The organism is Corynebacterium sp. UMB8791 (assembly GCF_054166365.1).
On record NZ_JBSZCG010000186.1, the window covers coordinates 57,405 to 71,923 of the forward strand.

The window sequence follows — 14,519 nt, forward strand, 5'->3', positions numbered from 1 at the left end:
TTTGCTGTTATGAGTGAACAGGAACAGCCAGCTTTCCACGCGGTACACGCCGCAGACGTTCAAGCAGCGCAGTCGAAGATTTCTGCGGTTATTGAGCCGACCCCATTGCAGTACTGCCCCCGCTTGTCGCAGCAGTACGGTGCCGAGATTTTCCTCAAGCGGGAAGATTTGCAAGACGTTCGTTCCTACAAGATTCGCGGTGCGTATTACAGCATCTCACGGCTCAGTGACGAGGCGCGTGCAGCCGGCGTCGTTGCGGCGTCAGCGGGCAACCACGCTCAGGGTGTGGCCTACGCATGTCGGGCGTTGGGGATCCAGGGCAAGATTTTTGTGCCGAAGCCAACGCCGAAGCAGAAGCGAGACCGAATCCTGGTGCACGGTGGCGAAAACATCGAGTTGGTCGTCGTGGGGGATACGTTTGACGCCGCTGCGGAGGCCGCCCGCAAGGACGCTGCTGAGCGCGGTGCAACCATGGTTGAGCCTTTTGACGCCCGTGATACCGTCATCGGGCAGGGGACAGTTGCGGCGGAGATCGTGTCGCAGTTGTCAGTTATGGGCCGCGAGCTGGACACCATCTTCGTGCCAGTCGGCGGGGGAGGCTTGCTGGCTGGCGTGCTTTCCTACGTGTCCGACATGGTGCCTGGCACTGCGGTCGTAGGCGTTGAGCCCGAGGGCGCACCGTCGCTTGAGGCCGCCCTGGAGGCTGGTTACCCTGTGACGCTCAACGAAATTGAGTCCTTTGTGGACGGCGCTGCTGTGAAGCGCACCGGCGATTTCCCGTTCGCTGTTATTGAGGAAAACCTTGCTCGCACGCACCTGCTGCGTTGCAAAGAAGGCGCGGTGTGCACGTCGATGCTGGAGCTGTACCAAAACGAGGGCATCATCGCGGAGCCTGCGGGCGCGCTGTCTGTGGCGGCACTATCGCAGATGAAGCTGCAGCCGGGCAGCACGGTGGTGTGCATCATCTCTGGTGGCAACAACGACGTGTTGCGCTACGCAGAGGTCATGGAGCGTTCGCTTGTGCACCGCGGACTGAAGCACTACTTTTTGGTGAACTTCCCTCAGGAGCCAGGGCAGCTGCGCACGTTCCTTACCGACATCCTTGGGCCTAACGACGATATCGCCTTGTTCGAGTACCTGAAGAAGAACAACAAAGAAACCGGTGCCGCACTGGTTGGCCTGGAGCTTTCTTGCGCTAGCGACCTCGAGCCGTTGCTTGAGCGGATGGAGGCGTCGGTCATTGATTGCCGACGCCTCCTCCCAGGCACACCAGAGTATGACTTTATTGTGTCGGCATAACCAGGGCGAATGCCCACGGTTCTAAGCGGGTTTCGTCGGCGGAGACCTCGGCGCCACCGAAGGTGTACAGCAGGGTTCCGCCCACTGGGGCGACGGTGCCCTCCGACCCAAAGTTTGCCACCAGCACTGCCTGGTCACCCATGGTTAGCCACGCGTCGTCTGCGCCCTGGGCTGGGCCGTGATCTACGGTCAGCTGGCGGAGGTCGTCGCGCGCCATCGGGTACTGCTTGCGCAGCTCGATGAGTTTCTTGTACGCCGCGAGGATCTCGCGTTGCTCCTCGTCGAAGTTCCAGTCGAGCTTCGCGGAGGTAAACGTTTCCTCCGCGGCAGGATCCGGGACGGCTGAGGAGTCCCATCCCATGCGGGCGAACTCGTTCATGCGCCCCTGGCGGGTCATTTCCAGGAGCTGTGGATCGCTGTGCGAGACAAAGAATGGGAACGGCGTGCGTGCACCGAACTCTTCGCCCATGAAAAGCATCGGGCTGAATGGAGATAGGAGTACGACGGCCGCCTTGAGGACCTGCTTGCGCGCACTGAGATACTGCGACGGGCGGTCACCCTTCGCGCGGTTTCCGGTCTGGTCGTGGTCGGTGGTGTAGGTGACCATCTGCCACGGTGCGACGCGGTCAAGGTCGAGCGCCTTGCCGTGGGTACGCTGGCGGTACACGGAGTAGTCCTCGCGGAAGCGGTAACCGTTGCGCAGTGTATCCGCCAGGATTTCGAGCGTGCCATAGTCGGCGTAGTACCCGGCACGCTCGCCGGTGACCAGCGTGTGGATCCCGTGGTGGACGTCGTCAAGCCAGTGTGCGTCGAGCCCGTAGCCGCCGCGCTCCGGGGACTCGAGGAGCCGTGGGTTGTTTTGCTCCGATTCGGCGATGATGGTGCGGGGGATGCCGGTGGAAGCTTCAACTTCGTTGGCGACGTTCTTGATTTCCTCCATGATGGAGAAGGCCAGGCGATCGTCGTAGGTCTGCACCGCGTCGAGTCGCAGGCCGTCGACGTGGAACTCGTCGAGCCATTGGAGCACGGCGTCGAGTACATATGCGCGGACCTCATCCGAGTGGGCACCGGACAGGTTGATCACGTCACCCCAGCCGGTGTGCCCTGCGGTTGTGTACGGACCGAAGTTGCCGTTGTAGTTACCTTCGGGGCCGAAGTGGTTGTACACCACGTCGAGGATGACGGCGATACCGCGGGCGTGAGCAGCGTCGATAAGGGTCTTGAGGCCCTCGGGGCCGCCGTACGATTCCTGCACGGCGAACCAGTCCACGCCGTCGTAGCCCCAGTTGCGGGCGCCCGCGAAGGGCTGCACCGGCAGCAACTCAATGGAGTTGACGCCAAGTTCGGCAAGATAATCAAGCTTTTCGACGGCCCCCTCGAACGTCCCCTGTGGCGTGAAGGTGCCCACGTGGAGCTCGTAGAGGACTTGGTCGCGAAGTGCGATGCCTTCCCACGAATCATCCGTCCAATCGAACGTGCTGCTGGTCACCTCTGATGGGCCGTGGACGCCCTCGGGCTGGAAGCGCGAACGAGGGTCGGGTAGTGGCTGTGACCACTCGCCGTCACGAAGCAAGGAGAAGCTGTAGCGCGCACCAATTTCGGGTTGGGCGACTTCGCGCGGAACCACCCACCAGTCCCGGCGGGTCTCGTCACGCTGCATCTCGAGCGTGCGGGGCCCTTCGCTGTCGTGGAGGTGCAGGCGCGCGCCGTGCGCGTTCGGAGCCCACACCCCAAATTGTTGGGGCATCGGAGTGTGCTTGCTAGACATACCACCAACTGTATGGAAGTACCATAACCGTCGCAATGGATTTAGAGTGGAAGCACTATGCGCACATCGTACGAACTGCCCGCCGCCGGTGACATCACCACTCACGAGATCGAGATCAAACGATCCCGATTCATCACTTGGATTGGCCGCACCCAGTCTGAAGCCGAGGCGCGGGCCCTGATCCAGCAGGCCCGTGAGACCTACCCCGATGCACGTCACCATTGCTCCGCATATATTCTGAACGTCGACGACGCCCTGCCCGTCGAACGCTCATCCGACGATGGGGAGCCCTCCGGCACCGCAGGCAAACCGATGCTCGATATGCTGCACGGCTCCGAAATGCTTGACCTCACCGCTGTCGTGATCCGATATTTCGGTGGTATCAAGCTGGGTGCAGGAGGGCTGGTTCACGCCTACTCTGACTCGGTTGGGCAGACGCTTCCACTGGTACCGCGGGTGCTGCGTAGTACAAAGGAACTCGTGCGCGTCGATCTGCCGCACGCGGAGGCAGGTCGCATCGAGGCCGAGCTGCGCAACGCAGGCTTTGACATTGTCAACGTCGAGTACGGTGCCGCCGCCACGTACACGCTGGCGCACGACCCCGGACAACGCGAAGCACTCGACGCGCAACTCGCAGCGAGCACCCAGGGCCGAGCGGAGGCAGAAGAAGCAGGTCGCCAATGGATTGAATCTGCACGCTAAACTGTGTGCCATGACTATGCAGCCTCGTCCATCGAATCCGATTGAATCCCGCAAGCAGGCGGTACGCCGTTACTCCAAGAACGCAGTCGTGTGGGCCGGCGGTGGCCTCGGCGCTGGTGTAGCGCTCGGCCTGATTGCCGGTTCGTGGCAACTGTTTATCGTGTGCCTTGTCATTGGCGTGGTTGGTGGCTATATCAACTGGAGCAAGGTGCAAAAGATCGTAAACCATCACGACAACTACTAAACAAGCAAGATGACTAGCCCAAATACCACCGCGACGAGGATCGACGTCTGGCTCTGGGCTGTCCGCATCTTTAAGACGCGCTCGTTGTCCGCGGAGGCGGTTCGCGCCGGACACGCCAAGCTCAATGGCAAAGCAGTCAAGCCCTCAGCACAAGTCGTGCCAGGGGATCGGCTCAAGGTGTGGAAGGACTACCGCTACCTTGACCTGGAAGTCACCCAGACGCTGCAGAAGCGCGCCGGGGCGAAAATCGCCACGACCTGCTATGTAGACCACTCGCCACCTCCTGTGACATCGGAGGTGTTTGGTGCGCTGCCCGTACGGGATCGTGGGGCAGGTCGGCCGACGAAGAAAGAGCGCAGGCAGCTCGACCGCCTGCGGGGACGCAACAGTTTCTAGGCGTTGTCGCCCGAGTGTGTTTGCGGGTCGCCGCCCTCACGGAGTTGGGTGAGCCTGCGTGTAAGTTTGCGTTTGCGTAGTAATGGCCGGTTTCCGCTTTCCCACGTGCGGTTGATGTGCTCCTGCCCGTACTTGTTCAGCAAGAGATCGTCGACAAGCCTGACTTGGCCTGGGGTGAACCGCGTCTGCAGCGTGTTCTGCACGGCTTCGATGTCTGCCGGGTTCGCTAACTCCGCGAGAGCAGAGACTGTTTCGATGCCGTCGGCGCTGAGTAGCTCGTGTAAGAATCTGTAATCGTCAACGCGGGACAGGGGAAACGACGCCCCAAGGATCACGGTGAGCACACCGGGGAGCGTCTCTGGTGTCAATGCCGCAGTTGTATCGGGAGCGCTCGGGCTCTGTTTTTGCGGGTTGGACAGCTCTGCGATTTGGTCGAACTGCTGATCCGCAAGTTCGATAAGTCCGGCTGCGAGCGTGAACGCGCGATCAATTTGTGGGTCCAGCTCACCGTGGGAGCGCTTATACCGCACATCGTGCTCGAACTCCGCCCACGCGTGCTGCAGCACCGTCCGGACTTGCACCTCGAAGACTTGCCCGCGGTACTGTTCGAGCTCCTCGTTATGCTCACCTACCTGGAGTACCAGGTGGTGCGAGCCGTATCCGAACGTGCCCGACACCCTCGTCTCCTGCGCCTTGTCCACGCTACGAAGCACGTCGAACTGATCCGCAAGCAAGCGAAGCACTGCTGGTATTTCGGTGGAATGCATCACGGTGATGCGGGCCCCGATGAGGTCACGGATGTCGTTCCACGGGTCCGGGTACACAATCTTTCCACCACGACGCTTCTTAGCTTTTTCTTTCAGCGAAGGCCAGCTTTTGATGCGGACATCGACGCGGTCAAAGTTGATACCGGCGTCGATCATGAGCTCGTGGAGCGCATGACGAAACTCCTCGGCAACCCCTTCGTGTTGCCGCAGCCACGCGAAGTAGGTGTTGCCGAGTTGCGCGATTGTGTCATTGTGCTTCGTGTTCATCGGCACAACAGTGTACCCACCGTTGCTATTCGACGGCCTCTCGACGCTCCAACAGCGCAGTAGGAAGGTACTCGAGCAGGACACCGACCGGGACAGTGCCGTGAAACTCTCTACCGGTGAACCGCTCGAACCAGGACCCCTGCGGCAACGTCAGTGTGGTGTCCTCCCAGCCACCCCGGCGCGCAAGTTCAAGGGGCTTTCGGGTTGCAACCGCAATCATGCCAATCTCGGCCGTATCCCGGTGCTCACGAGCGAATCCAACAAAGTGCTGCTGGGATGGGCCGACCGCAAACACCGCGCGGTGCTTCCCCTCGGTAAACAAGGTCGGCGTGGTCTTTCGTGCCGTAAGGCATTCACGGATAACCAGCTGCTTGGCGGCGTCAACAGACTCGGATAGGCCGGGCCAGGACCGGCCCGGCGAACCGGCTTGCTCGCAGCCCAAGAAGTCACCCAGATTGAACTGCGGTTGCTGCCGTGCATCGAGGTACTGATGCAGCGTTTGGGTACGCGCTGTGTAGTCGATGAAGCTGCGGTTGTCCGGGTCTACGAGTGTGGGTTCGAAAAACTCCATGCCCTGATAGGTATCAGGGATGCCAGCGCCGGCAAGCTGGAGCACCTTGCGTCCCAGTGATACCGCGACGGCCCCCTCGTGGAGAGTCGCCACGAAGTCCGAAATCAGCGAAGTTGCAGGGCCTGCCAATACCGCATTCACCCAATCCAGTACCTGCTGCTCGTACCCTTCATCGGGGTCGAACCAGCTGGTATGAAGAGCGGCCTCGCGGATCGCCTTCAGCGCATAGTCACGCAACCGTTGCGAAAGCGTCTCTGTCACAACCCCATCCGCGGGCCAAATCCCCACGATATTCTGCAGTAAGAAATGCGCCGTGGCGTGGTCTGGCGGAGGCAACAGCGCTGTCGTCGTGTTCACTAACTCCGCAAACGCGTTTGGTACTTCGGCGATCTCCAGCATCCGCGCGCGCGTATCCTCGGAACGCTTCGTGTCGTGGGTGCTCAACGTCGTCATCGTCTGCGGCCACAGCTCAGCACGCTCTTGCTGCAACAAGTGGAACTCTGCCGCACCAACCCCGAAACGGCCAGGAGCGCCGCCTACTTCCTGCAGCGCCACCAACCGGTTCGCCCTATAGAACAACGTGTCTTCGACCCCCTTCGCCATGACCGCACCACACACCTGCGCAAAGCGGGTGCTTGCCTCACCTTCAGCGAGCAGGGCAGCCGCGATGAGGTCGAGGGCGTCGCGCCGGGAAGGGAAGCGTTGTGCCATATCGGCCACCACGGTGGCCGTGATCCTCGACAGTGATCGGTAATCGGCGCGGTAGACGGGGATGGCTGCGACTAATGCAATGACGGTGTCAACGAGGATTTCGTCAGAGACGGCGGAGCCGGCCGTCGAAAAGTTATCGCGCCGAATAGCGCGCGTGAGACGGCGAACCTCCGCCTGAAGCTCGTGCGTTGCCACCTCACGCTTGAGCTGTAGCGCCGCGGCATCAAGCGCTGCCTGATCCCACGTGGAGCCCGATTGGCGCAGTGCGAGCATACTGAGTGTATCCTCGGCCGTCTGGTTGACGAAGATGCCGTCGAGCTCGCGAAGCGCGTCGTAGCCAGTTGTGCCGTTGACGCGCAGGCGTGGGTCGAGCGGCTCGTCGGCCTCCAAGATCTTCTCGACGACCAGCCAGCGATCGGGACCAACAACATCACGAAGCCGTGACAAGTACCCGAAAGGGTCCGTGAGTCCATCCGGGTGGTCGACGCGGACGCCGTCAATCAGATCCTCAGCCACAAGTTGGCGGATGATCGCATGCGTGTGTTCAAAGACCGCGGGGTCCTCTTGTCGGATGCCCGCAAGCCCGTTGACAGAGAAGAATCGGCGATAAGAAATGATGCCGTCGCGCCAAAACATCAGCTTATAGGACTGACGCTCGTAGACCTTCTTCGGATCGTCGTCGAGGGAAGAGCAGGTGCCTGGCTTGAGTGGGAATACGTTGTCGTAGTAGGCCAGCACGATGCCGCTTTCGGGGTTGTCCTGATCTAAATAGCGCAGCGTGAGAGCATCTTCGTCGTGTTCCTTCCCGAAGATCGGCAGGCCGAGCTTCCCGCCCGCCCCGTTGTCAGCGTGCCAATCGATATCGAAGTAGCGCTCGTACTCAGAGTCGCGACCATGCTTGAGAACGTCCCACCACCAGCTATTGAGCTGCGGGGAAGCGACACCCAGGTGGTTCGGCACGATATCGATGATCACGCCAAGGTTGAGTTTTCTGGCTGCCTCCACGAAGCGCCGGAAGCCTGTTAGTCCACCCAGTTCCGGGTTGACCACAGTCGGGTCAGTGACGTCATAGTTGTGATTCGATGTCGGCAGTGCCTGCAAGATAGGAGAGAGGTACACATGGGAAATACCGAGTGACTCCAAATAGGGCAGACACTGCGCTGCCTGGTCGAAGCCGAACGCGCGACCCGACGGATCGGCTTGTGGGCCACGCAGCTGGAGACGGTAGGTTGATGTAATTGGGGCTTGCAATACGTCCTCCTTGAAGTTACCAGCCACCCTAGTAGCTCAAGACGCACTTAGCTGCGGACGCGAGAATCACAAGAGAGAGGGAAGCCAACCGAATAGCGCATGACGTGCTCCGGATTGGCGAACGCCAGAACTTCCTCCAAGGTGGCGTCGAAGACGAAGAGTTCTTGCTGATCGCGGGAATAGAACAGCAATTCGTTGTGCGGCATGAGTACGCGATCAACGTGAGCATAGAGCGTCGAGAAGAGTTGCGGGTGAGCGAGCCAAGACGCCGCATACCCAGCAGAGCTTTGCACCTGAACTCCCTTCGGTGCTCCGAACCCTAGCGAATTTTCCGCTGGCAGGTAGTCCAAGATTACTCGGCCCTCGAGAAGATCGGTGCTCAGCATGCGCGCAGCTGAGTTCCACGCCTGGTGGACCGTCAAGCCCATCGCGCCAATGGACTGGTGCGTCAGGCCCTCCACCGAATCTGAGTCAAAGACGCACACCAACCCGGGCGCCAAACTGATGTAAGCGGTCGAAGCCCCGAAACCTGGCGTGAGCCACGCACGCGAAGAACTCGACGTGACTTCACAACGTCGGGCCAGACGGGGGAAAATGGGTACAAGCATTGAAGGGGCGCACGGAGCGGGCATATGAGTAGTCATATGTACTTAGACCGTTCAAACCCGCCGATGGTTCCCAAAAAGTTTTAAAACGGTGGTTGCTCGTTCAATCCTAGGGCATCCAGCAATTGATCGGCCTTCCAGATTGCTATGTCTTGGCCCTGCTCAATAAGCTGCCGAGCGCGTTTTTCCTTCGAGGTCATTGACCCCCATTCGCCAACAACGAGGATGGTGGTCTTCTTCGTCACGTTCTTGCCCACCTGGCCGCCCTGAGCAGCAATGCCTTGCCACAGCGCACCCTTATCAAATGGAGAAAACTCACCGGTCAGCGTGACGTGTTGCCCAAACAATGGCGAGGAAGCATCAGCATCGAGCGCCGGTTCTGGCACCGTGTCCGGGGTTGCCACCGCTTGCCACGGAGCTGGCTTGCGACCCTTGCTCTGCTTCTGTGTGCTCTTTCTAGAGGGGCCCGCTTGGTTGCTTCCAGCAGGTGCAGGAACTGCAGCGGCAGCTGCCTGCATGCCTCCCTTGGCGATGCTTTCTGCTTGCAGTGCACGGCCCGCGCCGGATCGGTCCTTGAGCACTGGAGTCACCCGATGGGAATCGATCGAGCCCAAAGTGAAGCCAGCGTCATGGACAAACCCAACAAGTGAACCCTGGTAGTGCGCCCGACGGGCCAGGCCAACCATGATGCCCGCACAGGCTGCAGCATCCGCGCAGGCGTCGTGGTGCTGCTCCAGCGGCACGCCGAAGTGAGACGCCAAGGTGGGCAACTTGTGGTTCTCAACATCAAGGTCGCACGAGCGTGCCTGCGCCAACGAGCATGCGAAGAGCATCTGTGGCGCATCAATCCCGACTGCACCAGCAGCTTGAAACAGCGCAGTGCTATCAAAATGCGCATTGTGAGCCACAAGGGGGAGGGAACCAGCGAACTCGACAAGTTGCGCAATACAGTCAGCCACACTTGGTGCGTCTGCCACGTCCTCCCGACGAATCCCATGAATAGCGACGTTGTGGGGGTCAAACTCGGCCCACTGCTCCGGAGGCATACACAACCAAGAAACGCGGTCAGTTTCTACACCATCAATGACTTTCACCGCACCGATCTGACAGATAGAACCCCACCTCTGGTTGGCGGTTTCCACATCAAACGCAACGAAATCAAAGCCAGGCAAACCGCTTGAACCGCCTCGCTGCGCGTCCTGCGTCGGGGCGTCGCCACGCTGCGCAGCAGAAATAGCATCCACGAGCTCGCGCATCGCAGCGCCCGCGCCAGGCGCAAAAACAACGTTTACAACGATGTCGCTACACGTGATACTGACGGTGCCCGTGCTCCAGTCATCGCCTTCGGTCAAGTCAACCTTTGTGATTGCCTCTATCGGAATGCGCGTGGGCTCGCTGGAGCCAGCCAGCGCCGCCTCCAAGGGTGTTGGGGTGACGACCAGCTCCGTATTCGAAACACTCAACGTCGCACGGCAAGCAGTAATCACAGCGTATGGCTCCAATCAAAAATCCGGTAGGCGGGTAGCACACATACTACTCACCCACCGGACATGAAACTGACGGCGGTCAAGCCCCTGGAGTTACGCGTCCTCGCGAACCGGGGCACCTACCTGCTTCAGCACAACGGTAGAGCGCGCCGGGACGACTGTGGTCTCCGAGGCGCCGATTGTCAGCGTGCTCGCCGGGTAGCCAAGTTTCTCAGTTGTATCGATGAGCACCTCCCAGCTTGATCCGAACTCCTGTGGAGGAAGCGTGAATTCGATGTCTTCGTAGTGGGCGTTAAACATCAGAATGAATGAATCGTCTCGCACACGCTGACCGCGAGCATCCGGTTCTGCGATGGCGTCGCCATTGAAGTAAACCATCAGTGCCTTGCCAAACGCGAAGTCCCAGTCGGACTGCGTCATCAGCTCGCCGGACGGCACCAACCAGGCGATTTCGCGGTCGACAGCATCCGTGCCCAGCGCGCCGCCTTCCAAGAACCGGCGCCTGCGGAAGACCGGGTGGGCCTTGCGGATAGCGATCAGACGCTTGGTGAACTCGTGCAGCTGTTCGCTGTCGTCGAGCTGTGTCCAATCCATCCACGCAATCTCGTTGTCCTGGCAATAGACGTTGTTGTTGCCACCCTGGGTACGGGCCAGCTCGTCTCCATGAGAGATCATGGGCGTGCCTTGGGAGAGCAGGAGCGTCGTCAAGAAGTTGCGACGCTGCTGGGCGCGCAACTGATTCACCTCGGGGTCATCCGTCGGGCCCTCGACGCCACAGTTCCAGGAGCGGTTGTGGCTTTCGCCGTCGCGGTTGTCCTCACCGTTGGCCTCGTTGTGCTTGTGGTTGTAGGAAACCAAGTCATTCAACGTGAAACCGTCGTGGGCCGTAATGAAGTTAATCGAGGCAGTAGGGCGACGTCCGTTGTGTTGGTACAAGTCAGAGGAGCCGGTCAGGCGGGATGCGAACTCACCAAGTGTCGCTGGTTCACCGCGCCAGAAGTCGCGCATCGTGTCGCGGTACTTACCATTCCATTCGCTCCACAGCGCAGGGAAGTTGCCAACTTGGTAGCCTCCCTCACCGACATCCCATGGCTCGGCGATCAACTTGACCTGCGAGACTACCGGGTCCTGTTGGACCAGGTCGAAGAACGTTGCCAGACGATCGACGTCAGAGAACTCGCGTGCAAGGGTCGAAGCTAGATCGAAACGGAAACCATCGACGTGCATCTCAGTGACCCAGTAACGCAAAGAGTCCATGATGAGCTGCAGTGAGTGAGGGTCGCGCACATTGAATGAGTTTCCGGTGCCTGTGTAGTCCATGTAGTGGAACTTGTCGTTGTTCACCAGGCGGTAGTAGGCCTCATTGTCGATGCCGCGGAAAGCAATGGTGGGGCCGAGGTGGTTGCCTTCAGCAGTGTGGTTGTACACGACGTCAAGGATGACCTCCATGCCTGCCTCGTGGTACGCCCGCACCATGCCCTTGAACTCGGCGACGGCGTCGCTCGGCTGCGCAGCAGCTGCGTAGTTGTTCTCGGGGGCAAAGAAGCCAAAGGTGTTGTAACCCCAGTAGTTACGCAGACCAAGGTCGCGCAGACGCCCATCCTGCAAGAACTGGTGGACAGGCAGGAGCTCGACAGACGTCACACCCAGATCCTTGAGGTAATTGACCACTGCTGGGTGTGCCATGCCTGCGTAGGTGCCGCGGAGGTTTTCGGGTACGTCAGGGTGCGTCTGGGTCATGCCTTTGACGTGGCATTCGTAGATGACGGTTTCCTCATCTGGGATGCGTGGTGCGCGGTCATCGCCCCAGTCAAAGAACGGGTTGATGACGACAGAAAGCATCGTATGGCCCAGCGAGTCTTCTTCGTTGCGGCCCGTTCCGCGGACCTCTGCATTGATGTCATAGGAAAACAGCGAAGAATGCTGTGAGAACTCGCCGTCGAAAGCGCGCGCGTAGGGGTCGACGAGCAACTTGTTCGCGTCGCAGCGCTTGCCGTTCGCTGGATCCCACGGACCATGGACGCGGTAGCCGTAGCGCTGTCCAGGTGTAATTCCTGGAAGGTAGGCGTGCCACACGTGGTTGTCTACCTCTTCAAGTTCGATGCGAGTTTCGGCGCCTTCGTCGTCGATAAGGCAAAGTTCAACCTTCTCCGCAACTCCTGAAAAGAGCGTGAAGTTTGTTCCGGCACCGTCATAGGTAGAACCTAGCGGGTATGGGGAACCAGGCCACACGACGATATCGTTCGCGGGCTTTGGGGAAGTAGAGCTTTGAATCATAAGGAATCACCATAGTGCACCCCCCGGGGGTTCCCGCATTGCGAAACCCTCACCAGCCTGGCAATCAGCAGCCCGCTTGCAGCCCCCGAATGATGAGATCGACGGAAAATGCGAACGAGTCGTCCCTCTCAATGGTCTGTGATTGTGGCAACGTTTCGCTTGCATTCGTAGCCGCTACCAGCTGGGATTCAGTTTGCTGGACGAGGGCACTGCCAAGGATTAGGTGTAGGAGAGCATCGGCGGTTGCGCTGAGCTGAGGTGTCGACGCCCCTTCGACTTCCATAGCCAATGATGTGATGAAAAAGCGCTGGAGTTGGGAGTGTATCGGAGACTCTGGATTGCCTACCGCTGTGACCGTCACCTCAGCGCCATCTCGAATGCTGAGCAGGCAGTTACGGAGCATTCTGGCTGCTTCACTCGTGGATGCGGCTGGTGAGGAGGGGGTTGTGAGCGGCGCAACGATGTGCTCTGCCAGGCGAGCCACAAGGTCCTGTTTGCTTGCCACATGCCAATACAGCGCTGACGGTGCGACGTCGAGCTCCTTGGCGATCCTGCGCATTGACACATCGGCTAAGCCATATGACCTGAGTAAATCCATCGCAGTGATCGTGATCTGATCCACGGACAGGTGCATGTGTGCCCATGTTACCTGTCTCATGGTGGAGAGGGGGTGGACGTTTACAACGAGTTCACAGAGAGTGTTCAGATACTTTGTACCGGAGCGTAATTGGGCCAGCAGAAACGAGTGGTTAAAATTGGCATCAACGATTTTTAACGTAACAGGCCGGGTACAACCGTTGTGCTGGTCGCTGTAAGGAGAGATACGTCGTGAGGATTTCCACCACTGGTTCCAAGGTTGCTGCAGCTGCAGTAGTTGCGTTGGCGATGTCATTGACTGCGTGTGGCTCTGATGACGAGACCGCGGGCGGCGGACTGTCCACCGCTGCCAGCGCTCCGAATTCGGCGGCTTCCGAGAAAGATAAGGCCGAGAATTCGGCGAAGGAAGAGCCGAAGAAGGACGAAAAGGGCGAGAAGAAGTCCGACGACAAAAAGCAGACGGAGGCACAAGGGGAGCCCGGTGCGATCCCAACGATTGCGAATCCGTTTGAGGACGGAGAGTTCGCTGTTCCAACCTTCGAGCCAATCGAGGGCGGTAAAGAAGGCACTGAAGAGCAGCGCAAGGAAATGGAGGAAGTGGTTCGCAAGGTGACGAACCCGGAGTCCTTCGAAAAGTGGACGCGCGTCATCTTGGATAACTCCTGTAAGAAGATCACCGAACCCGCACTGGAAGAGATGGAGCGCCAAGGCGTTTCTCTCGAGGTGATTGAGCAGGCTGCCCGTATGCAGGAAGAGGCCGGTCAGGCGATTGAGATCCCGAAGACCGAAATTTCCCTGAGCGACGTCCGCGTTGATGGCAACCATGCTTCGGCGACAGTGAAGTCGAATAACTCCGAGGGCGAAAAGACCCAGACCCAGCTCTTCACGCACGAAGACGGTCGCTGGAAGCTGTGCAACTAGCACAGCAGCTCGACTCCAGGCCGCGCGCCACGATCCACGCTGGCGCCGGCCTCCTTTTCGCTGGGCTTGTCAGCGGTGTAATCGGTGGGGCAGCGTGGGCGTGGTTGCGTCCCCCGATAGTGACCGTTGTGTCGGATGGATCGTTCATGATCGATGAAACGGAAACGATCCAGAATGCGCAGTTTGCTGGACTCGGCTGGCTAGCGGTGGTGTTGTTGGTAGTCGGGTTGGTTGTCGGTGCTGCGGGTCGAGCGCGTCGAGGCGGGGGCCAGCTCGCATGGTTTGTCTGGCAGCTCATCGTTGCCGCGCTCGCCGGATACGTTGTATTGGCGGTTGGCGGAATGGTCTCGGGTTGGCTCACAGCTTTGCCTGAGCATGCAGACGGCTTCCAGGACGGTCAACGCTTAAGCGTGTTTCCGATAGTTGCCCCGGGAGTGGCGTTGTGCCTTGCGCCATTCGCCACAGGGCTCGTCGCGTGGTCGAGGATGGTGATCCGCGCAGTCGACACCCCCGAAATAGTGTGAACTACCTTATTCCCTTGGTGAAAGCTCTGGGGTGACGCCTTTTTTGGCCTGAACAGCTTTTTCGCGCCTGTCGGAGAATACAATGGCTGCGGTACGTATTGTGCTCATTTGTTGAATCTGGGAGACACGAAA

Annotated in this window: 13 protein-coding genes; 6 read left to right on the plus strand and 7 right to left on the minus strand. The window is 59.6% G+C overall.

Going from position 1 to position 14,519, the window contains the following annotated elements; genetic code table 11:
- The first annotated feature begins 9 nt into the window (after positions 1-9).
- The gene (gene ilvA, locus ACXIUA_RS11955) at positions 10-1,299 is read left to right on the plus strand and encodes a threonine ammonia-lyase IlvA (protein ID WP_421629300.1); all 1,290 of its coding nucleotides are present in this window, start codon (positions 10-12) and stop codon (positions 1,297-1,299) included.
- Here ilvA and treZ read toward each other — a convergent pair.
- A complete protein-coding gene (treZ, locus tag ACXIUA_RS11960; protein WP_070478814.1) occupies positions 1,283-3,067 on the minus strand; it encodes a malto-oligosyltrehalose trehalohydrolase in 1,785 nt (594 codons plus the stop codon). The two genes, ilvA and treZ, sit on opposite strands and share 17 nt — an antisense overlap.
- Positions 3,068-3,124: 57 nt before the next feature.
- Between treZ and ACXIUA_RS11965 the strand changes: the two genes are divergently transcribed.
- The 3 genes from ACXIUA_RS11965 to ACXIUA_RS11975 are packed head-to-tail and all read left to right on the plus strand — an operon-like array spanning position 3,125 to position 4,409.
- A complete protein-coding gene (locus ACXIUA_RS11965; protein WP_070478815.1) occupies positions 3,125-3,769 on the plus strand; it encodes an IMPACT family protein in 645 nt (214 codons plus the stop codon).
- A 10-nt stretch (positions 3,770-3,779) separates the two neighbouring features.
- On the plus strand, positions 3,780-4,013 hold the full coding sequence (locus tag ACXIUA_RS11970) for a hypothetical protein (RefSeq protein ID WP_070362240.1): 234 nt from the start codon (positions 3,780-3,782) through the stop codon (positions 4,011-4,013).
- A gap of 9 nt (positions 4,014-4,022) precedes the next feature.
- Positions 4,023-4,409: an RNA-binding S4 domain-containing protein gene (locus ACXIUA_RS11975; RefSeq protein ID WP_457976937.1), complete on the plus strand. Its 387-nt coding sequence runs from the start codon at positions 4,023-4,025 to the stop codon at positions 4,407-4,409.
- On the opposite strand, the gene ACXIUA_RS11980 is transcribed toward ACXIUA_RS11975, so the two are convergent.
- The 6 genes from ACXIUA_RS11980 to ACXIUA_RS12005 form a co-directional block, all read right to left on the minus strand.
- Positions 4,406-5,443: a GTP pyrophosphokinase gene (locus ACXIUA_RS11980; protein WP_457976938.1), complete on the minus strand. Its 1,038-nt coding sequence runs from the start codon at positions 5,441-5,443 to the stop codon at positions 4,406-4,408. The two genes, ACXIUA_RS11975 and ACXIUA_RS11980, sit on opposite strands and share 4 nt — an antisense overlap.
- Positions 5,444-5,468: 25 nt before the next feature.
- Positions 5,469-7,976 (minus strand): malto-oligosyltrehalose synthase, encoded by a 2,508-nt coding sequence (gene treY / locus ACXIUA_RS11985; RefSeq protein ID WP_457976939.1) that lies wholly within the window; start codon positions 7,974-7,976, stop codon positions 5,469-5,471.
- Between the two features lie 47 nt (positions 7,977-8,023).
- Positions 8,024-8,437 (minus strand): hypothetical protein, encoded by a 414-nt coding sequence (locus ACXIUA_RS11990; protein WP_252930768.1) that lies wholly within the window; start codon positions 8,435-8,437, stop codon positions 8,024-8,026.
- Positions 8,438-8,664: 227 nt separating this feature from the next.
- On the minus strand, positions 8,665-10,068 hold the full coding sequence (locus ACXIUA_RS11995; RefSeq protein WP_457976940.1) for an exonuclease domain-containing protein: 1,404 nt from the start codon (positions 10,066-10,068) through the stop codon (positions 8,665-8,667).
- Between the two features lie 93 nt (positions 10,069-10,161).
- Positions 10,162-12,345: a glycogen debranching protein GlgX gene (gene glgX, locus ACXIUA_RS12000; protein ID WP_457976941.1), complete on the minus strand. Its 2,184-nt coding sequence runs from the start codon at positions 12,343-12,345 to the stop codon at positions 10,162-10,164.
- A 64-nt stretch (positions 12,346-12,409) separates the two neighbouring features.
- Positions 12,410-12,979, minus strand: a complete 570-nt coding sequence (locus tag ACXIUA_RS12005; protein WP_218117855.1) for a TetR family transcriptional regulator — start codon at positions 12,977-12,979, stop codon at positions 12,410-12,412.
- 194 nt (positions 12,980-13,173) lie between these two features.
- Here ACXIUA_RS12005 and ACXIUA_RS12010 point away from each other — a divergent pair, with 194 nt between their 5' ends.
- Both ACXIUA_RS12010 and ACXIUA_RS12015 read left to right on the plus strand, forming a co-directional pair.
- Entirely contained in the window at positions 13,174-13,863 is a 690-nt protein-coding gene (locus ACXIUA_RS12010; RefSeq protein WP_070362246.1) for a hypothetical protein, read from the plus strand.
- The gene (locus ACXIUA_RS12015; RefSeq protein ID WP_256000307.1) at positions 13,854-14,387 is read left to right on the plus strand and encodes a hypothetical protein; all 534 of its coding nucleotides are present in this window, start codon (positions 13,854-13,856) and stop codon (positions 14,385-14,387) included. Before ACXIUA_RS12010 ends, ACXIUA_RS12015 begins: the two co-directional genes overlap by 10 nt.
- Positions 14,388-14,519: the final 132 nt, after the last annotated feature.